The 20,085-nt window shown below is 68.3% G+C and carries 20 protein-coding genes; 14 read left to right on the top strand and 6 right to left on the bottom strand.

Going from position 1 to position 20,085, the window contains the following annotated elements:
- The first annotated feature begins 5 nt into the window (after positions 1 to 5).
- From bluB to PSQ39_RS20965, 8 genes are all read left to right on the top strand, one after another.
- Positions 6 to 731, top strand: coding sequence for a 5,6-dimethylbenzimidazole synthase (gene bluB, locus PSQ39_RS21000; protein ID WP_273929559.1), 726 nt, complete (start codon positions 6 to 8; stop codon positions 729 to 731).
- The gene (gene cbiB / locus PSQ39_RS20995) at positions 724 to 1,728 is read left to right on the top strand and encodes an adenosylcobinamide-phosphate synthase CbiB (protein WP_409242065.1); all 1,005 of its coding nucleotides are present in this window, start codon (positions 724 to 726) and stop codon (positions 1,726 to 1,728) included. Before bluB ends, cbiB begins: the two co-directional genes overlap by 8 nt.
- The gene (locus PSQ39_RS20990; RefSeq protein WP_273929535.1) at positions 1,725 to 2,834 is read left to right on the top strand and encodes an aminotransferase class I/II-fold pyridoxal phosphate-dependent enzyme; all 1,110 of its coding nucleotides are present in this window, start codon (positions 1,725 to 1,727) and stop codon (positions 2,832 to 2,834) included. The genes cbiB and PSQ39_RS20990 overlap by 4 nt, the downstream gene beginning before the upstream one ends.
- Positions 2,831 to 4,339 carry a cobyric acid synthase gene (locus PSQ39_RS20985; protein WP_409242064.1) on the top strand — a complete coding sequence of 503 codons (1,509 nt, stop codon included), beginning with the start codon at positions 2,831 to 2,833 and terminating at the stop codon, positions 4,337 to 4,339. Before PSQ39_RS20990 ends, PSQ39_RS20985 begins: the two co-directional genes overlap by 4 nt.
- A 291-nt stretch (positions 4,340 to 4,630) precedes the next feature.
- Entirely contained in the window at positions 4,631 to 6,019 is a 1,389-nt protein-coding gene (locus PSQ39_RS20980; protein WP_273929533.1) for a homoserine dehydrogenase, read from the top strand.
- A gap of 73 nt (positions 6,020 to 6,092) precedes the next feature.
- Positions 6,093 to 6,488 carry an MAPEG family protein gene (locus tag PSQ39_RS20975; RefSeq protein ID WP_273929531.1) on the top strand — a complete coding sequence of 132 codons (396 nt, stop codon included), beginning with the start codon at positions 6,093 to 6,095 and terminating at the stop codon, positions 6,486 to 6,488.
- Between the two features lie 75 nt (positions 6,489 to 6,563).
- On the top strand, positions 6,564 to 7,178 hold the full coding sequence (locus tag PSQ39_RS20970; RefSeq protein WP_273929529.1) for a hypothetical protein: 615 nt from the start codon (positions 6,564 to 6,566) through the stop codon (positions 7,176 to 7,178).
- 130 nt (positions 7,179 to 7,308) lie between these two features.
- Positions 7,309 to 8,019 (top strand): phosphatase PAP2 family protein, encoded by a 711-nt coding sequence (locus PSQ39_RS20965; protein WP_273929528.1) that lies wholly within the window; start codon positions 7,309 to 7,311, stop codon positions 8,017 to 8,019.
- A 187-nt stretch (positions 8,020 to 8,206) separates the two neighbouring features.
- On the opposite strand, the gene PSQ39_RS20960 is transcribed toward PSQ39_RS20965, so the two are convergent.
- Positions 8,207 to 8,506: a hypothetical protein gene (locus PSQ39_RS20960; RefSeq protein ID WP_273929526.1), complete on the bottom strand. Its 300-nt coding sequence runs from the start codon at positions 8,504 to 8,506 to the stop codon at positions 8,207 to 8,209.
- Between the two features lie 216 nt (positions 8,507 to 8,722).
- On the opposite strand from PSQ39_RS20960, the gene PSQ39_RS20955 reads away from it, so the two are divergent.
- Positions 8,723 to 9,916 carry an MFS transporter gene (locus PSQ39_RS20955; protein WP_273929524.1) on the top strand — a complete coding sequence of 398 codons (1,194 nt, stop codon included), beginning with the start codon at positions 8,723 to 8,725 and terminating at the stop codon, positions 9,914 to 9,916.
- A 44-nt stretch (positions 9,917 to 9,960) separates the two neighbouring features.
- Here the strand turns inward: PSQ39_RS20955 and PSQ39_RS20950 are convergent, their stop codons facing one another.
- On the bottom strand, positions 9,961 to 10,260 hold the full coding sequence (locus PSQ39_RS20950; protein WP_273929522.1) for a hypothetical protein: 300 nt from the start codon (positions 10,258 to 10,260) through the stop codon (positions 9,961 to 9,963).
- A gap of 286 nt (positions 10,261 to 10,546) precedes the next feature.
- On the opposite strand from PSQ39_RS20950, the gene PSQ39_RS20945 reads away from it, so the two are divergent.
- Entirely contained in the window at positions 10,547 to 12,112 is a 1,566-nt protein-coding gene (locus tag PSQ39_RS20945; RefSeq protein ID WP_273929520.1) for a class I adenylate-forming enzyme family protein, read from the top strand.
- 40 nt (positions 12,113 to 12,152) lie between these two features.
- Here PSQ39_RS20945 and PSQ39_RS20940 read toward each other — a convergent pair whose 3' ends face one another.
- Positions 12,153 to 12,719, bottom strand: coding sequence for a lipid-binding SYLF domain-containing protein (locus tag PSQ39_RS20940; protein WP_273929517.1), 567 nt, complete (start codon positions 12,717 to 12,719; stop codon positions 12,153 to 12,155).
- Between the two features lie 307 nt (positions 12,720 to 13,026).
- The gene (locus PSQ39_RS20935) at positions 13,027 to 13,299 is read right to left on the bottom strand and encodes a cupin domain-containing protein (RefSeq protein WP_273929516.1); all 273 of its coding nucleotides are present in this window, start codon (positions 13,297 to 13,299) and stop codon (positions 13,027 to 13,029) included.
- A gap of 219 nt (positions 13,300 to 13,518) precedes the next feature.
- Between PSQ39_RS20935 and PSQ39_RS20930 the strand changes: the two genes are divergently transcribed.
- Both PSQ39_RS20930 and PSQ39_RS20925 read left to right on the top strand, forming a co-directional pair.
- Positions 13,519 to 13,878: a DUF6172 family protein gene (locus tag PSQ39_RS20930; RefSeq protein WP_273929514.1), complete on the top strand. Its 360-nt coding sequence runs from the start codon at positions 13,519 to 13,521 to the stop codon at positions 13,876 to 13,878.
- Positions 13,875 to 14,291, top strand: coding sequence for a hypothetical protein (locus tag PSQ39_RS20925; protein WP_273929512.1), 417 nt, complete (start codon positions 13,875 to 13,877; stop codon positions 14,289 to 14,291). Before PSQ39_RS20930 ends, PSQ39_RS20925 begins: the two co-directional genes overlap by 4 nt.
- Positions 14,292 to 14,338: 47 nt before the next feature.
- Here the strand turns inward: PSQ39_RS20925 and PSQ39_RS20920 are convergent, their stop codons facing one another.
- The gene (locus tag PSQ39_RS20920; RefSeq protein WP_273929510.1) at positions 14,339 to 15,580 is read right to left on the bottom strand and encodes a patatin-like phospholipase family protein; all 1,242 of its coding nucleotides are present in this window, start codon (positions 15,578 to 15,580) and stop codon (positions 14,339 to 14,341) included.
- A 117-nt stretch (positions 15,581 to 15,697) separates the two neighbouring features.
- A complete protein-coding gene (locus PSQ39_RS20915) occupies positions 15,698 to 16,585 on the bottom strand; it encodes a LysR family transcriptional regulator (RefSeq protein WP_273929508.1) in 888 nt (295 codons plus the stop codon).
- 147 nt (positions 16,586 to 16,732) lie between these two features.
- On the opposite strand from PSQ39_RS20915, the gene PSQ39_RS20910 reads away from it, so the two are divergent.
- Both PSQ39_RS20910 and PSQ39_RS20905 read left to right on the top strand, forming a co-directional pair.
- On the top strand, positions 16,733 to 18,877 hold the full coding sequence (locus PSQ39_RS20910) for a 3-hydroxyacyl-CoA dehydrogenase NAD-binding domain-containing protein (protein WP_273929506.1): 2,145 nt from the start codon (positions 16,733 to 16,735) through the stop codon (positions 18,875 to 18,877).
- 25 nt (positions 18,878 to 18,902) lie between these two features.
- Positions 18,903 to 20,084, top strand: coding sequence for an acetyl-CoA C-acyltransferase (locus PSQ39_RS20905; RefSeq protein ID WP_273929504.1), 1,182 nt, complete (start codon positions 18,903 to 18,905; stop codon positions 20,082 to 20,084).
- The last annotated feature ends 1 nt before the right edge of the window (position 20,085 follow it).

Raw genomic sequence — 20,085 nt, 5'->3', positions numbered from 1 at the left:
ACCTGGTGAGCGCCGCCCCATTCACCGAGGCCGATCGCGCCGCGGTCTACCGCGCCATGGCGCAGCGCCGTGACATGCGCCACTTCAGTGGTGGCACAGTGGCGCCGGCGGTGCTGCGCCGCCTGCTGCAGGCGGCGCACGCCGCGCCCAGCGTGGGCTTCATGCAGCCCTGGCGCTTTGTTCGCATCACTGACGGAGCCACCCGCCAACGCTTGCACGGTCTGGTCGAGGCCGAGCGCGTGCTCACGGCCGAGGCCCTGGGGCAGCGCCAGGACGAGTTCATGCGCCTGAAGGTGCAGGGCGTGCTGGAGGCGGCCGAGCTGCTGGCCGTGGCCTTGTGCGACGGGCGCGAGCGCCATGTCTTTGGCCGCCGTACCCTGCCGCAAATGGACCTGGCTTCGGCCAGTTGCGCCATCCAGAACCTGTGGCTGGCCGCGCGCGCCGAGGGCTTGGGGCTGGGCTGGGTGTCGATCTTCGACCCGGCCGCCGTGGCGCGCGAACTGGCCTTGCCTGACGGCGCGGAGGTGATTGCCCTGCTGTGCCTGGGCCCCGTGCCCGGTTTTTATGAGCAGCCCATGCTGCAGCAGCAGCGCTGGGCGCAGCGCCAGCCCTTGCACGAGCTGGTGTTCGACCAGCGCTGGGGCCAGGCGTCGTCCTTGTTCGCTGCGGAGGATTCAGGTGCTGCGGCTTCGCCAACCCCCGCCAGCGCCTGGGGGTCTGGCGGTGTTTGAGTTCAGCCCGGACCTGTGGGTCGCCCCTGTCCCCCCGCTGTACCTGGCCGCGGCCGTGCCCGTGGCCCTGCTGCTCGACCAGCTGTTTGGCGAGCCACCGCCACGCCTGCACCCCGTGGTCTGGATGGGGCATTACCTGGGGAGGGCCGGGCGTTGGTTGGCGCCGCAGCAGGGCGTGGGCCCTTCACCCGAGGGCCGGCGCGACCTGTGGCGTGGCCTCGCAGGGGCTGTGCTGTGGGCTGTCGGCGCGGCCTGCGCCGTGGGCCTGGCCTGGCCGTTGCAGCAAGCCCTGATCCACCTGGGACCGGTGGCGGCAGTGCTGGGCCTGGGCCTGCTGCTCAAGCCGCTGCTGGCCTGGCGCATGCTGCGCCGCGAGGTGCAGGCGGTGGAAGCCGCCCTGGCCCAGTCTCTGGAGGCGGGGCGCAGCCGCCTGGCTTGGCTGGTGAGCCGCGACGTCAGCGCGCTCAGCGCCACCGAGGTGCGTGAGAGCGCACTGGAGTCCTTGTCTGAAAACCTCAACGACTCGGTGCTGGCGCCCCTGTTCTGGTTTGCCGTGGCGGGCCTCCCAGGGGCAGCCCTGTACCGCTTTGCCAACACCGCGGATGCCATGTGGGGCTACCCGGGCTGGCGGCGCAGTGCCTCGGGTGAGTGGCGCTACTGGGCCTGGGCCGGCAAATGGGCGGCCCGCGCGGATGATGTGCTGTCCTGGCTGCCGGCGCGCTTCACGGCGCTGCTGCTGCTCGGCCTCCGGCCTGGGCTGTGGGCTGGCTTGCCGGCACAGGCCCGCCAGACCCCGTCACCCAACAGCGGTTGGCCCATGGCGGCGCTGGCCCTGCGCCTGTCGGTGCGCCTGGCCAAGCCAGGGGTCTACACGCTCAACCCCGGCGCGCCGGCACCGGAAGCCCACCACACACCGCGTGCGATCGCCTTGTGCGGTCGCGTCGTGCTGGCAGGGGCCTTGCTGAGCATGGCGCTGGGCGCCGGGAGACCTTGGTGATCGCGGATTGGAAGCCCATCGTCCCAGGGCTGAGCCGTGAGCACGGCGGCCCCGACGCCGCCGGCGTGCCCGAGCACGACTTCTCCACCAACAGCAATGCCTGCGGCCCTTGCCCCAGCGCCTGGCATGCCGTGCAGCGCGCCGATGTCACGCGCTACCCCGACGCGCAGTACCAGCAGCTGCGCGCGCAGCTGGCCCAGCACCACGGGGTGGATGGGGCCCGCGTGGTGTTGGCGGGCAGCGCCAGCGAGTTCATCTTCCGCCTCACCGCCTGGGCGGCGCGCCAGGGCGTGCAACGGGTTGAGCTGCCGCGCCACGCTTACGGCGACTATGCCCACGCGGCTCAGGCCTGGGGCCTGGCCACGCAGCGCTATGCCGACTCGGGCCGGCTCGACCCCGCGCCCGGCGCGGATCCCGCCGCCGATGGCGTGCCCAGCCTGTGGCCGCCCGCACCCCGCCTGCGCTGGGCCTGTGACCCCAGCAGCCCGCTGGGGCAGGGCGTGGGCGTCGGTGTGTTCCAGGACTGCGACATCGCCGTGCTGGACCGGGCCTACCACCCGCTGCGTCTGAGCGGCCCCAGCGCCTGGGACGAGGCGCGCTTGCAGCGCGTCTGGCAGCTGTTCTCACCCAACAAGGCCTTGGGTCTGACGGGGGTGCGTGGCGCCTACGCGTTGGCGCCAGAGGGCGCCGAGGAGGCCGCTCAGGCGCTGGCTGCGCTGTGTCCGTCCTGGCCTTTGGGCGCCCAGGGCGTGGCCCTGCTGCAGGCCTGGTGCCAGCCAGAGAGCGCCGCCTGGTTGGTCGAGTCCCGGGCCACGCTGCGGCAATGGAAAGCCCGCCAACAAGCCTTGTTCCGCGACCAGGGTTGGACCGTGCGGCCCAGCCAGGCCAACTTCTTTTGCGTGCGCGTGCCGCCCGAATGGTCGCCCGCCTTGCCGGTGTGGCGCCAGGCCGGTGTCAAGCTGCGCGATGCGCATTCCTTCGACCTGCCAGGCCACTGGCGCCTGGGCGTCTTGCCGCCCGCGTCTCAGGACGCCTTGCAGGCTTTGTTGCAGCAGGGGCCGCCGCCCGTGCTGGCGGGTCCCCATCCTTCAAAATCCAGCCCATGACTGCTCCCCAACGAATCACCTCTGGCCCCGCGCACTGCGTGATGGTGCTGGGCACCACCAGCGGTGCTGGCAAAAGCTGGCTCACCACGGCGCTGTGCCGCTGGTACAGCGACCAGGGCTTCAAGGTCGCGCCCTTCAAGGCGCAGAACATGAGCAACAACGCCCGCGTGGTGGCGGGCCAGCAGGGCGGCGAGGGCGAGGTGGGCAGCGCCCAGTACTTCCAGGCCCTGGCCGCCCGGGCCGAGCCCGAAGTGCGCATGAACCCCTTGCTGCTCAAGCCCGAGGCCGACACGCGCAGCCAGGTGGTGCTGCTGGGCCAGGTCAGCCAGGCCCTGACCGAGATGCCCTGGCGCGGCCGCAGCGAGCACGTCTGGCCCGCCATTGCGCAGGCCCTGGACGACTTGCGTGCTGACTACGACGTGGTGGTCATCGAAGGCGCGGGTTCCCCGGCCGAGATCAACCTGCACGCCAGCGACATCGTCAACATGCGCGTGGCGCGCCACGCCCAGGCTGACTGCCTGTTGGTCAGCGACATCGACCGCGGCGGGGCCTTCGCCCACCTGTACGGCACCTGGGCGCTGCTGCCCGAGGACGAGCGCGCCTTGATCAAAGGCTTTGTGCTCAACAAGTTCCGGGGCGACGCCAGCTTGCTGGCCCCGGCGCCTGAGATGCTGCAAGCGCTGACCGGCGTGCCCACGGTGGCCGTCATCCCCATGCTGTGGGAGCACGGCCTGCCGGAGGAGGACGGCGTGTTTGACGACCGCAGCCGAGGGGCCGCCGGGGCGGTCCACACCCGCATTGCGGTGCTGGCCTACCCCCGCATCAGCAACCTGGACGAGTTTCAACCGCTCAAGAACGTGCCCGGTGTGCGCCTGCAATGGGCCCGCACCCCGGCCGAGTTGCAGGGCGCGGACTGGATCATCCTGCCCGGCAGCAAGGCCACCGCCGCCGACCTGGCTTGGCTGCGCGCCCAGGGCCTGGACCAGGCAGTGGCTGAGCATGCGGCCCGTGGCGGGCGCGTGCTCGGCGTGTGCGGCGGCCTGCAGATGCTGGGCGAAGCCTTGGTCGACACCCACGGCATCGACGGCAATGCACCCGGCCTGGGACTGCTGCCCCTGGTCACGGCTTTTGCGCCCGACAAAACCGTGCGCCGCGCGCGCAGCACGTTTGGCGCGGTGCAGGGCGCCTGGTCGGCCCTGGCGGGCTGCCCGGTGCAAGGCTATGAAATCCACCATGGCCAAACCGCCCAACACCCCGCCATGGCGGCCGCGGGGGACGTGGCCCTTGAGCTGCTCCCGGGCCTGGCTTGGCAGAACGCGGCCGGCAACGTGCTGGGCCTGTACCTGCATGGTTTGTTCGAGGACGCTCAGGTGTTGCAGGCCTTGTTTGGCGCCCAGGCGCGCACCCTGGAGCAGGTCTTCCAGGGCCTGGGGCAGGGCATTGACCAGCACTTCGATCCGGCTTGGCGTGCCGCGGCCCGGGCTGCCGCGCGCGCGCCGCGCTGAGGCCGCGGTCTGCCGAGGGCTGGGTGTTTTCTTGTAGACTGTGGCGCATGTCGTTCCAGAAATCTCCCTCGTCCTTGCGCTGCGCCCTGTGGTCGCGCGCTGGCGTTGCCGTGTCCGCACGGGGCGGGGCGGCGAGCCTGGACGGCATGAACGTCAGCACCATGATTATTTGCACCATGACCACCGCGGCCCCCTAGCAGCGTTGGGGTGGCCGTCACGGCTGCCCCTGGTGTCTTGTCCCCGAACGAACCCAGCCAGGCAGCTGGGTTTTCTTTTTGTTCGGAGATGTTTGTGTACCAAGATCCTGAAAGTCTTTATGCGCCCGCCTCGGGTCTGAAGTCGCCGGTCCGCGCCTTGCGCGTGGGCCTCATCGGCCTGGGCCATGTGGGCCTGGGCACCTACCGCGTGTTGTTGCGCAACCAGGCCGCCATCGCGGCGCGGGCGGGGCGGCCCATCGTCATCACTCAGGTGGCCGTGCGCGACCGCCAGCGCGCTGCTGCTTTGTTGGCGCCGCAGGTGCGCCTGGTCGAGGTCGAGGCCTTGCTGCGGGACCCCGACATCGACGTGGTGGTTGAAGCCGTGGGCGGCACCACCCTGGCCCGCGATTGGGTGCTGCAGGCCATCGCCCAGGGCAAGTCGGTGGTGACCGCCAACAAGGCCCTGCTGGCGCAGCACGGCGACGAGCTGTTTGCCGCCGCCGCTGCGCGCGGCGTGAGCGTGGCCTTTGAGGGCGCGGTGGCGGTCAGCATCCCGATCATCAAGGCCTTGCGCGAGAGCCTGAGCGCCAACCGCATTGACTGGGTGGCCGGCATCATCAATGGCACCAGCAATTTCATCCTGTCCGAGATGCGCGACAAGGGCTTGGGCTTTGACGCGGTGCTGCAAGAGGCCCAGCGCCTGGGCTACGCCGAAGCCGATCCGAGTTTTGATGTGGATGGCATCGACGCGGCGCACAAGCTGTCCTTGTTGTCGGCGCTGGCCTTTGGCACGCCGCTGCAGTTCGACCAGATCACGGTGCAGGGCATCCGCGACCTGCAGGCACAAGACGTCGGCCTGGCCGAGGCCCTGGGCTACCGCATCAAGCTGCTGGGCGTGGCGCAACGCCTGGGGACGGACGAGGCCTCGCCCGTGTCCCTGCGCGTGCAGCCGGTGCTGCTGCCGCGGCGCCACCCGCTGGCCAGCGTGGAAGGCGCCATGAACGGCATCCTGGTGCACGGCGATGCCTCGGGCCAGTCCTTGTTTTGCGGGGCCGGTGCCGGCGGCGAGCCCACGGGCGCGGCCGTGATTGCCGACCTGGTGGACCTGGCACGCCAGCCCGTGGGCCCGGCGGCGGCGCTGCGCGTACCGCACCAGGCCTTTCATGCTCAGGCCTTGCGTGCGCTGCCGGTCCAGCCCCTGGCCGAGTCCTCGGCCGCTTGTTATGTGCGCTGGCCGGTGCAGGACGCGCAGGCGGGCCTGGCGCTGCTCAGTGAGCGCCTGGCCGCGCAGGGGATTCCGGTGCGCAGCCTGCAGCCGCACCAGGTGCCCGGGCAGGCGCCGGCCTGGGTCCTGCTCAGTGCGGCGGCGCCTGAGTCGGCCTGGCGCGCCTTGCAAGCGGATTTGGGGGCCAGCCCCGTGTCGGCGGGGGCCTGGACGCGGCTGCGCATCGAGACCCTGGGCCAGGCCACCGACGTGGGGTGAGCCCGCATGGTACAAACCCAAGGCTGCACCGCCCTGGGTGCGGCCTGATTGATTGTTCCCCTTGGAGTTGCCCATGACCGCCTGGCCCCTGACCACCTTGATCACCTTGTTGATGGTGCTGCTCCTGCTGGGCACTGGCATGCTGGTGGCGCGCGCCCGGGGGCGTCATGGCATCGAGGCCCCGGCGGTGACGGGTCACCCTCTCTTTGAGCGCGCTTACCGCATCCAGATGAACACCCTGGAGAACACCGTGCTGACCCTGCCACTGCTGTGGCTGGCAGCCGGTTGGGGCCAGGACCGTTGGGCCGCGCTGGCGGGCGCGGTCTGGTTGCTGGGGCGGCTTTGGTATGTGAAGGCCTATCTGGACAACCCGGCCCGGCGCGGCCCCGCCTTTGGCCTGGCCTTGCTGGCCAGTGCCGCCCTGGGTTTGCAGGCCGCCTGGGGGGTGTTGCACACGCTGCTGGGCTGAGCGCGCCCCCCTGCGGGCATCAGGCCCAGGCTGGCTACACTCAAGCTCTTTTTGGCACTGAAGCGCGCGCACGTCATGGATCTCTTTTTGCTGGCCCTGCTGGGGGGCATCGCCGTTCATTTCTTCAAGACCCAGGAGCAGCGTCGACGCATTGTCTTGCTGGGCAGCGTGCTGGGTCAGTACCAGATCGAAAAGCTCATGGAGACCCTGACCGAGGGCTACCTTCGTGCCTTGGGCGAAAGCGACCCCGCGCGGCGTGACCAGGTCTGGCAGGTGCTGACCGGCTGTGAAACCAGCCTCAGCGACCAATTCAATCGCTTTGCCAGCGAATTTGCCCGGGTGGATGGCGCCCTGACCCGGGTCAGCCGCCTGCCCCTGGCCCTGCCTTGGGCGGACCGGCTGCCCCAGAGCCTGTCCTTTGATTTGCGCGAGCTGCTGAAGATCCATGCCCGAGGCCTGGCCCAGGGGGTGCAGTCGGGCAGCGTGGGCGTGGGTTTGTCGCCGCGCGACCGGGCCTTTCAATTGTCGGCCGAGCTGTTTTTGATGCAGCACAGCTGCCACTGGTTTTGCAAGTCCAAGGCCGTGGCCTCGGCCCGCTTGCTGGCCCGCCACAAGACCTCGCATGCCCAGGTGCTGGCGGCGGTGTCCCCCGAAACGCGCCAGGCCTACCTGGCTTTGGTCGGCGCTTGAGTCCTCGGGCAGGGGCTTCAAAGTCCCCTCGATCCGGGTATAAACCCTAGGCCCGTTACACTTCGCCGGCTTGCTCAGCGCATGGTGCCTGGGCGCTCCTCTCCTGACCTTTGACGCATCTCCACGCACGATGAGTGACTTGCTCCCCCTGGGCCACAGCACCTGGGAAACCATCACCCACTTGGGCTCGGCGGGCTTGATCCTGCCGGTCTGGCTGCTGGCCGCCTGGGGCGTCTGGTGGGGCGGGCAGCGCAGTGCCTTGCAGGTCTGGGGGCTCAGCCTGTGTGCCGCTGCGGGCCTGACCTTGATCACCAAGCTGATGTTCATGGGCTGGGGCTACGGCATCGCTGCGGTCAATTTCACGGGCATCAGCGGCCACGCCTTGCTGGCCACCTCGGTGCTGCCGCCTTTGCTGGGCGCCTTGCTGGCGCCGCAGGGCGGGCGTCTGCGTTGGCTGTCGGCGGGTTTGGGCCTGGCTTTGGCCGTGCTGGTAGGCGTGTCGCGCGTCAAGCTGGGCGCGCACAGCTGGAGCGAGGTCATGTCGGCCTGGTTGCTGGGCACGGCCGTCAGTGCCTGCGCCTTGCTGGCCTTGGGCCGGCTGAGCCCGGCCCCGCCCTGGGCCCGCCTGCTGCCCCTGGCTTTGTTGCTGGCCTTTGCTGGCCGCCAAGCCACGTACCTGCCCACGCACGAGTGGGAGATGCGCCTGGCGATTCGCCTGTCTGGTGCCGAGAAGCCCTTCACCCGTGAGCAGCTCAAGGCCTCGGGCGGCTGGCGGGCGCGTTCCCAGGCGTCCAACACCTCCAGCCTCTCTGACCGCCCTCAAGCTTTCGCGCCCCACTGAAGCAGCAGGCTGCCGCACGGCACCCGTGCGTGCAATGCGCTGGTGCTGGCGCTGGCTGGGATACCCAGTCGGGCCCAGCGGCCTGTGAGACCCCAGAAACATCAAAGCCCGCTGCGGTGAATCACCGTGGCGGGCTTTGTGCTGTGGGCTGGGGCGCAGGCCCCCGGACTCAGGGAGTCCGTGGCGATCAGAAGCTCAGTTCGCCGGTGTGCAGTTGGCCAGCGCGGTTGGCGGTGGCAGCGGCTTGACGCACTTCGGTGCGGGTCAGAGCCGACTTCACTTCCGGCAGCACGCGGGACTTGGAGTCCACCGACACAGCGGCGTCACGGGCCGCCTTGTTGGCTTCAGCGGTCACTTCAGCGCGGCTGCGTTGCGACACGGTGGCGGCGAATTGGTCGTTGTAGTCGGCTTCGCCGGCAGCAAAGCTGGGGGCGGCGGCGAAAGCGGCGGCGGCGATCAGGGCGGCGGAGATGATGTTGCGGTTCATGGTGTTTCCTTCAGGGGTGTCTGTCCGGAGGCTGCTGGCCGACATGGTCATCAGCGCGTCGATGGATGAACTTTATAGGGTTAACCATGACAATAAAAGAAGCTAACAAGCAAAATACTATTTCGTAATTGGCAACAAATGAGCTTGGGTCGCCTGAGGCCCGCCAGCGAAGCCGCGCCAAGCCGGGCAGAATCGCGCTTTTGTGAACGGCGCCGCATGAACTCCCTGCAACTCACCCTGAGGCTGATTGGCCTGGCTGCTTTCGGCAGCATGGCCTCCATGCGCATCTGCGATCCCATGTTGGTGGCCCTGGGGCATGACTTCCAGGTCAGCACCGGCGAGGCCTCGCGCGTGATCGCCTCGTTTGCGGTGGCCTACGGCACGCTGCAACTGTTCTACGGCCCCTTGGGCGACCGCCTGGGCAAGGTGCGGGTGATCGTGTTGGCCACCTTTGGCTGTGCGCTGTTCAGCGCCATCACCGCGCTGGCGCCGACCTTGGACTTGTTGGTGCTGTCGCGTGCGGCCATGGGCGCGGCGGCGGCCGGCATCATCCCGCTGTCCATGGCCTGGATTGGCGACCAAGTCAGCTACGACAAGCGCCAGGAGACGCTGGGCCGTTTCATGGGGGCGACCGTGACCGGCATGATGGCCGGCCAATGGTTTGGTGGCTTGGCGGCCGAGCACCTGGGTTGGCGCTGGGCGTTTGCGGTGTTGTCGCTGATTTTTTTGAGCGCCGCCTTGACCTTGGCCCACAAAACCGGGGCCTTGCGCGCTGGCTCCGTGCACGGGGGGCAGGGGGCCGCGATCAGCTTCGCCCAGTCGGTGCGCAACAGTGTGGGGCTGCTCAAGATCCCGCGCGTGCGCTGGGTGCTGGGGGTGACGGCGGTCGAGGGCGCCTTGGCGTTTGGCACCCTGGCTTTTGTGCCGAGCCGCATGGTCAGTGCCTTTGGCTTTTCGGCCTCGGCGGCGGGGGGCGCGATGATTCTCTATGGCGTGGGTGGCCTGCTGTACAGCCAGTTCGTCAGCCGCTGGCTGCGCTTGCTGGGCGAGCGCGGCCTCGCTTTGACCGGGGGCAGCCTGATGGCCGTGGCGCTGGCCGCGCTGGCCTGGGTGCCGGTCGCGGCCGTGGCCGTGGGCGCGTGTTTTTTCGCAGGCTTGGGCTTTTACATGCTGCACAACACCTTGCAGACGCAAGCCACGCAAATGGCGCCCCATGCCCGAGGCAGCGCAGTCACCTTGTTCGCGTGCCTGCTGTTTCTGGGGCAGTCGGTGGGGGTCTTGCTGGTGGCCTGGACGGTGGACCGCGGCGGTCTGTCTTTGGCTTTGGGCGGCGCTGGCCTGGCCTTGCTGGCCCTGTCGGCCTGGGTGTCGCGCCGGGTCGCGCCTCGGGCGGCGGTGGTGCCGGCCTGAGCCCGGGCGCCGCGCTGGCCCTTGGCTCAGGTCTGTGGCCGATCTCAGTAGCTGCTGAGCGGGCGTTCGCTGCGGGCGGCTTCCCAGGCCGCTTGGCGCACTTCAGTGCGGCTCACAGCCGACTTGACGTCGGGCAGCACGCGGGACTTGGCGTCCACCGACACCGCCGCGTTGCGGGCCGCCGTCAGGGCTTCAGCCTGCACTTCGGCGCGGCTGCGCTGGGCGGTGATCGGGGGGAACTGGTTCTGGTAGTCGCTCAGGCCATCAGCAAAGCTGGGGGCGCTGACAAAAGCAGCCGTGGCGGCGGCTGTCACAAGGGCGTAAGCAATCAGGGAGCGGGACATGGTGATTTCCTTGCAAGTCTGACAAAACGTTCCGGGCAGGTCGGGCCGGGGGCCTGGCTTGTCCAGCCTCGATGAAGCGTTGTTGCGTTGGCGACTCATCGATGGAGTGACTGTAGGTCATCGTTTGAAACAATAAAACAGGGAATGAGGCAAATGAAAATTCCTGAAATAGAAACAATCAGCGTGGGTTGAGGCAACCGTGCCGGCTCTGCGCTCAGTCGCTGCGGCGACAGGTGCCCTACCGGGGGGCGTCTTTATCATTCCGCCACCTCCTTTTGGCTGCCCCATGACTGTTCAAACTGCTTCCCCCCCGACTGACTTTCAATCCATTCCCGAGCGCATCCGCGAGCACGCGCGCACTGAGCCCCAGCGAGCGGCCTTGCTTGACACCCCAGAGGGCGGCGGGCGGCGACTCAGTTACGGCGACTTGGATCAGTTGATGGACCGCGTGGCGGCCAGCTTGCAGCGCGACGGTGTGAAGCCCGGTGAGGCTGTGGCCATCTGTGCCAGCAGTTCGACCCTGTACGCCGCGGTGTTCCTGGGGGCCTTGCGTGCGGGCGTGGTGGTGGCCCCACTGGCCCCGGGCAGCACCCCGCAAGCCTTGGCGGGCATGCTCGGTGATGCCCAGGCGCGCCTCTTGTTCTTGGACGCAGCCTCAGCCGCCACGGTGGCCGAGGCCGGGCGCGGCCAGATCGGCCGCATTGCCTTGGATGGCTCTGACGTGGGGCCAGCACTGGACGCCTGGCTGGTGCCCGCCGGCACCCCGGTGCAGGCGCTGACGCTGCAGCCCGCCTGGCCCTTCAACATCATTTACTCCTCAGGCACCACGGGCACGCCCAAGGGCATCGTGCAGTCGCACGGCATGCGCTCGGCCCACGTCAACCGGGGGGCGGTCTATGGCTATGGCCCGCAGTCGCTGACCTTGTTGTCCACGCCGCTGTACTCCAACACGACGCTGGTGGTGTTTTTCCCGACCCTGGCTTTCGGCGGCACCGTGTTGTTGATGCCCAAATTCGATGCGGGTGCCTACCTGCGCTTGGCGCAACAGCACCGCATGAGCCACACCATGCTGGTGCCGGTGCAGTACCAGCGTTTGATGGCCCACCCCGCGTTCGGCGAGCACGACCTGTCCAGCACCCACGTCAAGTTCTGCACCAGTGCGCCCTTCCATGCCGAGCTGAAGGCCGATGTGCTGCAGCGCTGGCCTGGCGGTCTGGTCGAGTTCTACGGCATGACCGAAGGCGGCGGCACCTGCATCCTGGAGGCCCACCTGCACCCCGACAAGCTGCACACCGTGGGCCGCCCGGCCGAAACGCACGACATCCGCTTGATTGACGACGAGGGCGTGGAGGTGGCACCCGGCCAGGCTGGCGAGGTGGTGGGCCATTCCGCCGGCATGATGACCGGCTACCACGGTCAGCCCGAGAAGACGCGCGAAGCCGAATGGTTCGCCCCCGATGGCAAGCGTTTCATCCGCACGGGCGATGTGGGCCGCTTTGACGAGCAAGGCTTTTTGACCTTGTTCGACCGCAAGAAGGACATGATCATTTCGGGCGGCTTCAACATCTACCCCAGCGACCTCGAAGCCTTGCTGCGCGAGCACCCCGCGGTGGCCGAAGCGGCGGTGGTGGGGGTGCCCTCCGTGGCCTGGGGTGAGACCCCTGTGGCCTTTGCCGTGGCACGTGCAGGCCAGGCCCTTGAAGCATCGGTTTTGCGCGATTGGCTCAATGAGCGGGTGGGCAAGACCCAGCGCCTGAGTGACCTGCAGTGGGTGGAGGAGCTGCCACGCAGCGCGATTGGCAAGGTCCTCAAGCGGGAACTTCGCGACGCCTACCAGGCGCCGGCAGCCTGAGGCAGCGGGGGGCTGAACCACCCCCGGGTCGCCGGGGGCTTCAGGGTTGCTTGATGCGCGAGACCTTGGTGCCTTCGAGACCCAGGGCGCCCATGATGCCGTTTTGGTCGAAGACGAAGGCGTAGACATCGTCCTTGAGGGTGGTGGTGGTCAGTCTTTTGGCCAGGCCCGCGTCGACCACCACGACACTGGGGCCCACGCCGACTTCCCAGCCGCTGCTCTCTTTGACGGACGCCAGGGCTTTGTCGGTCATGACAAACATCGCATAGCCGAAAGTCTGGGCGCCAATCTGCAGGCCGACGGAGGCGCTCACGGCGCTGTAGTAGCCATTGAACTTCTGGTTTTCAAACAGCACTCCCTCACCATAGGCGCCCCCAAAGACGAGACCTGCTTTGAAAATGCTCGGAAAGACCATGATGGCCTTGGCTTTTTGACCCAGGGCGGCTGCACCAGCCTGGGCCTTGTACAGGCTTGCCAGGGCGTCCTGGGCTTGGCGCTGCAGGTCATCACCCGTGGCAGCCTGGGCAGAAGGGGCCACCAGTGGGGTGCTGATGGCGGCGGCCGCACTGAGCAGCATGGCGGGAAGGGAACGTCGTTGAAGTTTCATGGGGGTGCACAACAGAAATCGACCACGGCGTCAGCCCGGCGGGCTGATCTGCGGGGGAGGACCGCGGTCGTAACGCGAACCCAAGCTTAGGTGCCTCCCCTCGGCAAATGCTTCTGCTTCCCGGCCTGTGCAATAGCTCTTACAAGCCGCAACCATTTGCGGTTCTGCCACTGGATTCGCTGTGGCAAATCTGCTCAAACCGACCGGCTCGGCCGCCTGGGAGGCGTCTGTCAGTTCGCGGGGCGCCCCATGGCAGACCGTCCCTGTGGCGCTCGCCTGCCGCCAAGTCGCCGAAGCGCCAAGCCGCTCACCCTGGCTTGCGCCCCACCCGGTAGCGCACCCCTTGTGGGCCGTAGGTTTCGGCATGGGGCTCTTCGTGTTGCAGGTGGAAGATGTCGCCGGGCTGGTAGCGCTGGCTGCCGCTTTGGGTCTCGATGGTGATGTCACCCTCCAGGATCAGCGCGCGGGCCTCAAAGGCGTGGGTGTGTTCGTCCATCTGGCCTCCAGCCTCACGCTGCACGGTCGACACCTCGGTGAAGCCCCGCGTGGCCAGGTCGGCATTGAATTCGGCTTCGGTCATGGGGGCTCCTTAGGGTGTAGTCCGGGTAGTCTAAAGCGCGACCCTTGCGTTTTTGATCCCTGGCAGGGAAAGCCCAGCCCGCATCAGGGCTGCTGTGGTTCGGGGGGCTCAAGGGCCTGGATGCGTCTGGCGCTGGCCCTGCGGCGGCGCAGCCCGCATAATCCCGCCCTTGGCTGTCGCAACCCGTGGCGGGCCGGCAGCGGTTTTTGAAGGGCCATTGTGAGAAAAGTATTCAGTTTCAAGGCCGAAGGCCGCCACCCGGACCGGGTGCTCGATGCGGTCAAGCACGAAATCCGCAAGTACCTCAAGCGCGAGCGCCGTCGCGTGCTGCCGGAGGGCACTGACTTCTGGGATTTCGACTGCCGTTTCGGCCTTGAAAAAGACAGCGCCGAGGTCGTGCTGCTGTCGACCCTGATCGCGCAGGTGGACGCGGCCGCCAAGGGCGGCGCCGAGCACGCCTATGTCGAGATCCTGGCCCGCGCGGCCCAACGTCCCCCGCGCCCACCCCGCGTGGAAGGTGAGGACGATGCCGACGACGCGGCCGATGACCAGCTCAACGACGAGGACGCCTTGCCATGATCCTGACCGACATCGCCATCCCGCATGAGTACAAGGGCCGCAAGACGGACACGCCCCTGTCCTTCATCGTCCACCCCTTTGCCGAGACCGAAGGCGAACATGCGGGCAAGTTCGAGGTCATGCTCAGTGGCCGCGGCGCGGGTGAAGACAAAGCCCGTTCGGGCTGGGTCACGCTGGATGAGCTGGCGGAGCTGTATGCGCGCGACCTGATGGTGCGCAAAGGCCTGCGCCTGCGCCTGCGTCCGCTCGAAGACGGGGTCTACCCCGACACCTACCCTGGCAAGAAAGTGCCCCGCACCGCCATTCCCAAGGGCAGCTCGTTTGACTTGCGCATCCTGGCGGTGGACCGCGCCAAGCAGGTGTCGCCGGGCGTGCGCGCCCTGATCATCCACCTCGAGACCCCACCCGAGTGAGGGGACGCGGCGGCCCTGGTCGCTGACGCCGGCGGTGGTGCTGCGCCTCAGGCGGCCGAAGCTTGTGACGCCGTCGCGCTCGTGTCGCTGCGGGCCTGGGGCCAGCCAAAGAACTGCGCCACCTCGTCGCGCCGGGCCATCGCATCGGCCCGACCCAGGGCCATCAATTCGCGCGTGAAGGGCGCCTCGAACAAGAGGTAGCTGGCCAGGGCCGAGCCTTGGGTCTGAGGCCCACCGGCCCGTCCCACCCCCACGCCGTGAAGCAAGCTGCGCACCGGGGCGGGCAGTGCGCCGACATGGCGCGCTGCAATGTCATCCAGGCGCTGGCTGGGCGCAATCACCAGGCACTCCACTGGGCGCAAGGGCGTTTGCGCCAGCGCCGCCGGCGGCAACAGGGACAGGGTGCGGTTGATGCGGGCCAGGCGCTCCACGTCCACCGCCAGTGCGTCCAGAAAAATGCTCGACAAAGCGTGGCCAGCGATTTGCGCCAGGCTGGGGTAGCGCCTGTCCACTGCGCGCGGGGCGGCGGGCTCGTGCATGCGGCCTGCGCCAATCACCAGCATGCGCTCCGCGCCCAGGTGGATGGCGGGCGACAGCGGCGCGCTCTGGCGCATGGAGCCGTCGCCATACCAGCCCACGGTGCCCTCGTGCATGATGCTGTGCGCCGGAAACACGAAGGGAATCGCGGCCGAGGCCAGCAGGTGCTCATGCCCCAGCTGCGTGGGCGCTGCGATGCGCTGTGAGCGCACCCAGGGGTGCAGCGGCTGGGCTGCGCTGTAGAAGGTGACATGCTCGCCGGTGCCGTAGCTGAAGGCCGTCACGGCCAGGGCTTTCAGGTGTCGCCGTGCCAGCATTTGCGGCAGGCGCTGCATGGGGATCAGCTCGTGCAGCAGGGTTTCCAGCGGGCTGTTGTCCAGCAGCGAGCGCGGCCGAAAGCGACGCCAGCGCGCCAGGGCCCAGCCCATGGACAGCATGGTCAGCCACTGGGCGCCGCTGCGGATCACGCCCAGCGCATCGGCGCGGTACACGCGGTCGGCCTGGAACTGCTCCCACACCTGCACCAGTTGCTGCACTGCGTCATCGAAGTGGTCGGCGTGGCAGGCCAGGGCGGCGCTGTTGATGGCCCCCGCCGAGGTGCCCACGATGATGTCAAACGGGTTGCGCTGCGAGGCGCTGGCGCCCAAGGCCTCGCGCCGCATTTGCGCCATGGCTTGGAGCACACCCACTTGGTAGGCGGCGCGCGCACCGCCGCCACTGAGCACCAGGGCGGTGGGGGGGCTGGGCGGCATGGGGGCTCCTTTCTGCGGTCACAGGGGCCACGGCGCTCACGCACCAGGCCTGCGACGCAGGATAGCGGCATTTCACGCCGCGTGGCCTCCGCATTGGCCCTGATGGCGCCAGCGCGCTCAGCCCCGGCTTTGGCCCAGGATGAAGTCGATGCAGGTGCGCACCGCGCGGGTCTGGTGCCGGTTGGGCATGTACAGCAGGTACATGTGGGTGCCGAAGATGCTGAGGCGGTAGTGGTCCAGCGCGGTCAACACCTGGCCGGCGGCGATCGCGTCCTGCACCACGTAGTCGGGCACCAGGCCCACGCCCAGGCCGCCCAGGATGGCGTCGCGCAAGAACGGAAAGTGCTCGGAGATCAGCGTGGGCTCCAGCGTGATTTCTTCGCGCGCTTCGCCCTGGTAGGCGCGCAGCCGCAGTTGCCGCCCCACCACCCCGGAGGTGATCACCGGTGCGGCGCGCAAGGCCTCCAGGCTGTCGGGCAGACCGTGCTGCGCAGCCCAGGCGGTGGAGGCACAGGCCAGGTAGCGCACGCTGCCCAGGTCGCGCGCCACCAGCAGGGGCGGCGGCTCGGGCATCACGCGCACGGCGATGTCGACGCCGTCGCGCACCAGGTCATCGACGCGGTTTTCAAACAGCACGTCCAGCACGATGCCGGGGTACAGGCGTTTGAACTCGAGCAGCCAGGGCGACATCACCATCTGCCCATAGCCGCTGGGCACGCTCAGGCCGACCCGGCCTTGCAGGCCCTGGCCGAGGGTGGCAATGGTTTCTTGCGCGGCCAGCACCTCGTTGACGATGCTGCGCCCGTGCTCGTACAGGCGGGCGCCCACCTCGGTGGGTTCGACGCGGCGCGTGGTGCGCCGCACCAGTTGCACGCCCACGGATTTTTCCAGCTGGTTGAGGTGGTAGCTGACGTTGGCGCGCGTCATCTTCAGCTTGCGCGCGGCCTGGCTCAGGTTGCCGGCATCGAGGATTTCGACCAACAAGGTCAGGGAACTGAGGTCCACAGCGGTTTGGGCTCTAGGTTGTCAAAAATTATTTGACAGTCTGTCAATGGTTCATGGGATTGTCAAGAAAGCTTATCGCCACAACAATGCAGCCCAGACCTCAAAGGCCACCACCAGGTGGCCGTGTTGCATTTCAGGAGACAAGACATGAGCCAAGCTGCTGCCACGCCCGACGCGGGTGCTGACACGACCTCCCCCGTGACCCAGCGCCGCGAGGGTGCCGTGCTGGTTGTCACCATCGACAACCCCCCCGTCAACGCCCTGGGGGCGGCGGTGCGCCGAGGTCTGCAAGCCGCCATCGCCCAGGCCGAGGCCGACGCCGAGGTCGCCCTGGTGTTGATCCATGGTGCGGGCCGCGCCTTCATTGCCGGCGCCGACATCCGTGAATTTGGCCAAACCCCGCAGCCGCCCGCGCTGCCAGACGTGTGCCGCCACATTGAGCAATGCCGCAAGCCCGTGCTGGCCGCCATCCATGGCCCGGCGCTCGGCGGCGGGCTGGAAATCGCTCTGTCGGCCCACTACCGCCTGGCCTTGCCGGGCAGCAAGCTGGGCCTGCCCGAGGTGCAACTGGGTCTGCTGCCGGGTTCAGGCGGCACCCAGCGCGCGCCGCGCCTGGCCGGTGTCAAGGCCGCCGTCGAGCTGATGCTCAGCGGCCGCCACATCGGTGCCGAAGAAGCGGCCCAGCTGGGCCTGATCGACCGCGTGGGCGCCGGCACCGACCCGCTCAGCGCCGGCCTGGCCTACGCCGCAGAACTGCTGGCCCAACAGGCCCCGGTGCGCCGCAGCTGCGACGCCCTGGGCCTGGCCGACAAGGCCGCTGCCCAGGCCGAACTGGACGCATTGCGCGCCGACACGGCCAAGAAGAGCAAGGGCCTGTTCTCGCCGCTGAAGATCATCGAAGCCGTGCAGGCCGCGCTGGACCTGCCGTTCGACGAGGGCATGAAGCGCGAGCGTGAGCTGTTCTGGCAGTGCATCGACAGCCCGCAGCGCGCCGGTTTGATCCACGCCTTCTTTGCCGAGCGCGAAGTGCTCAAGGTGCCCGAAGCCAAGGCCGCCCAGCCGCGCCCCTTCGCCACCATCGGTGTGATCGGCGGCGGCACCATGGGGGCCGGCATCACGGTGTCGGCGCTGGACGCCGGCTTCCCCGTGACCATGGTCGAGCGCGATGCCGAGTCCATTGCCCGTGGCCGCGCCAACGTTGAAAAGGTCTACGACGGCTTGGTCGCCAAGGGCCGCATGACGGCCGAGGCCAAGGCCGCTGTGATGGCGCGCTACACCGGCAGCACCTCCTACGACGCGCTGGCCCAGGTCGACCTGGTGATCGAAGCCGTGTTCGAGGAAATGGGCGTCAAGAAGGCCGTGTTCGCTGAGCTGGACCGCGTCTGCAAGCCCGGCGCCGTGCTGGCCACCAACACCTCCTACCTGGACATTGACGAGATCGCCGGCAGCGTCTCGCGTCCGCAGGACGTGGTCGGTCTGCACTTCTTCTCGCCCGCCAACATCATGAAGCTGCTGGAGATCGTGGTGCCCGCCCAGGTCAGCGCCGACGTGGTGGCCACCGCCTTTGTGCTGGCCCAAAAGCTCAAGAAGGTGCCGGTGCGTGCCGGTGTCTGCGACGGCTTCATTGGCAACCGCATCCTGGCCGTGTACCGCGCCGCGGCCGACCACATGATGGAAGACGGCGCCTCGCCCTACCAGATTGACCAGGCCCTGCGTGACTTTGGCTACCCCATGGGCCCGTTCCAGGTGTCCGACCTGGCGGGGGGCGACATCGGCTGGGCCACGCGCAAGCGCCGCGCCGCCACGCGCGACCCCCAGGCGCGCTATGTGCAGATCGCCGACCGCATCTGCGAGCGTGGCTGGTTTGGCCAGAAGACCGGGCGCGGCTACTACCTGTACCCGGCCGGTGCGCGCACCGGTGAGATGGACCCCGAAGTGCTGGCGATTGTGGACGCCGAGCGCGAGCGCGCCGGCATCACCCCGCGCGCCTTCAGCAACGACGAGATCCTGCGCCGCTACATGGCCGCCATGGTCAACGAAGGCGCCAACGTGGTGCACCAGGGCATCGCGCTGCGCCCGCTCGATGTGGACGTGACCTTTGTCCATGGCTACGGCTTCCCGCGCTACCGCGGTGGCCCGATGAAGTACGCCGACATGATCGGCCTGCCGCAGATCCTGGCCGACATCGAGGCCTTTGCCAAGGAAGACCCGCTGTTCTGGAAGCCCTCGCCCCTGCTGGTGGAGCTGGTCGCCAAGGGCGCCAATTTCGCCTCGCTGAACCAGTCCGAATGAACCGATTTTTGAAAAGAGACATCCCATGCGCCAAGCCGTCATTGTTTCCACCGCCCGCACCCCGCTGACCAAGTCGCACCGTGGCGAGTTCAACATCACCCCGGGCCCGACCCTGGCCGCCTTTGCCGTCAAGGCCGCGGTGGAGCGCTCGGGCATCGACCCGGCCCTGATCGAAGACGCCATCCTGGGTTGCGGCTACCCCGAGGGCATCACCGGCCGCAACATCGCGCGCCAGACCATCATCCGCGCTGGCCTGCCGCTGAGCATCGGTGGCACCACGGTCAACCGCTTCTGCGCCTCGGGCCTGCAAGCCATTGCCATGGCCGCTGGCCGCATCGTGGCCGAGGGCGTGCCGGCCATGATCGCAGGTGGTGTCGAGAGCATCTCGGGCATCAAGAGCCGCGACGACGCCCAGCTCACGCTCGACCCCTGGATCGTCGCCAACAAGCCCGACCTGTACCTGTCGATGATCGAAACCGCCGACATCGTGGCCCAGCGCTACGGCATCAGCCGCGAGGCGCAGGACCGCTTCTCGGCCGAGAGCCAGCGCAAGACCGAAGAAGCCCAACTGGCTGGCCGTTACGACGCCGAGATCGTGCCTTGCACCACCACCATGGCCGTGGTCAACAAGGAGACCAAGGAAGTCACGAAGCAAGAGGTGACCGCCACCGCCGACAACTGCAACCGCCGTGGCACCACCTACGAAGGCCTGGCCAAGTTGGCCCCGGTCAATGGCCCGGACAAGTTCGTCACCGCAGGCAACGCCTCGCAGCTGTCTGACGGCGCCTCGGCCTGCGTGATGATGGAAGCCGCCGAGGCCGAGCGCCTGGGCCTGCAACCCCTGGGGGCTTTCCGTGGCCTGGCCATTGCCGGCTGCGAGCCCGACGAGATGGGCATTGGCCCGGTGTTCGCCGTGCCCAAGCTGCTGGCCCGCCACGGCCTGACGGTCAACGACATCGACCTGTGGGAACTCAATGAAGCTTTTGCCTCGCAGTCCATCTACTGCCAGCAAAAGCTCGGCATCCCCGACGAGCGCCTGAACGTCAATGGCGGCGCCATCTCCATCGGCCACCCTTTCGGCATGACCGGCGCGCGCCTGGTGGGCCATGTGTTGCTCGAAGGCCGCCGCCGCCAGGCCAAGTACGCCGTGGTCACCATGTGCATTGCCGGGGGCATGGGTGCCGCCGGCCTGTTTGAAATTTTCTGAG

It is taken from the genome of Curvibacter microcysteis (assembly GCF_028649455.1).
In the GTDB taxonomy this organism is placed as follows: domain Bacteria; phylum Pseudomonadota; class Gammaproteobacteria; order Burkholderiales; family Burkholderiaceae_C; genus Curvibacter; species Curvibacter microcysteis.
The sequence above is the reverse complement of the archived record's forward strand: the minus strand, read 5'-3'. Positions and strand labels throughout refer to the sequence as shown.

Bases quoted from the DNA above. Each gene is read 5' to 3' on its own strand.
- PSQ39_RS20985 (WP_409242064.1), top strand. From the start codon at position 2,831: ATGACTGCTCCCCAACGAATCACCTCTGGCCCCGCGCACTGCGTGATG.
- PSQ39_RS20975 (WP_273929531.1), top strand. From the start codon at position 6,093: ATGACCGCCTGGCCCCTGACCACCTTGATCACCTTGTTGATGGTGCTG.
- PSQ39_RS20970 (WP_273929529.1), top strand. From the start codon at position 6,564: ATGGATCTCTTTTTGCTGGCCCTGCTGGGGGGCATCGCCGTTCATTTC.
- PSQ39_RS20965 (WP_273929528.1), top strand. From the start codon at position 7,309: ATGAGTGACTTGCTCCCCCTGGGCCACAGCACCTGGGAAACCATCACC.
- PSQ39_RS20960 (WP_273929526.1), bottom strand. From the start codon at position 8,506: ATGAACCGCAACATCATCTCCGCCGCCCTGATCGCCGCCGCCGCTTTC.
- PSQ39_RS20955 (WP_273929524.1), top strand. From the start codon at position 8,723: ATGAACTCCCTGCAACTCACCCTGAGGCTGATTGGCCTGGCTGCTTTC.
- PSQ39_RS20950 (WP_273929522.1), bottom strand. From the start codon at position 10,260: ATGTCCCGCTCCCTGATTGCTTACGCCCTTGTGACAGCCGCCGCCACG.
- PSQ39_RS20945 (WP_273929520.1), top strand. From the start codon at position 10,547: ATGACTGTTCAAACTGCTTCCCCCCCGACTGACTTTCAATCCATTCCC.
- PSQ39_RS20940 (WP_273929517.1), bottom strand. From the start codon at position 12,719: ATGAAACTTCAACGACGTTCCCTTCCCGCCATGCTGCTCAGTGCGGCC.
- PSQ39_RS20935 (WP_273929516.1), bottom strand. From the start codon at position 13,299: ATGACCGAAGCCGAATTCAATGCCGACCTGGCCACGCGGGGCTTCACC.
- PSQ39_RS20925 (WP_273929512.1), top strand. From the start codon at position 13,875: ATGATCCTGACCGACATCGCCATCCCGCATGAGTACAAGGGCCGCAAG.
- PSQ39_RS20920 (WP_273929510.1), bottom strand. From the start codon at position 15,580: ATGCCGCCCAGCCCCCCCACCGCCCTGGTGCTCAGTGGCGGCGGTGCG.
- PSQ39_RS20910 (WP_273929506.1), top strand. From the start codon at position 16,733: ATGAGCCAAGCTGCTGCCACGCCCGACGCGGGTGCTGACACGACCTCC.
- PSQ39_RS20905 (WP_273929504.1), top strand. From the start codon at position 18,903: ATGCGCCAAGCCGTCATTGTTTCCACCGCCCGCACCCCGCTGACCAAG.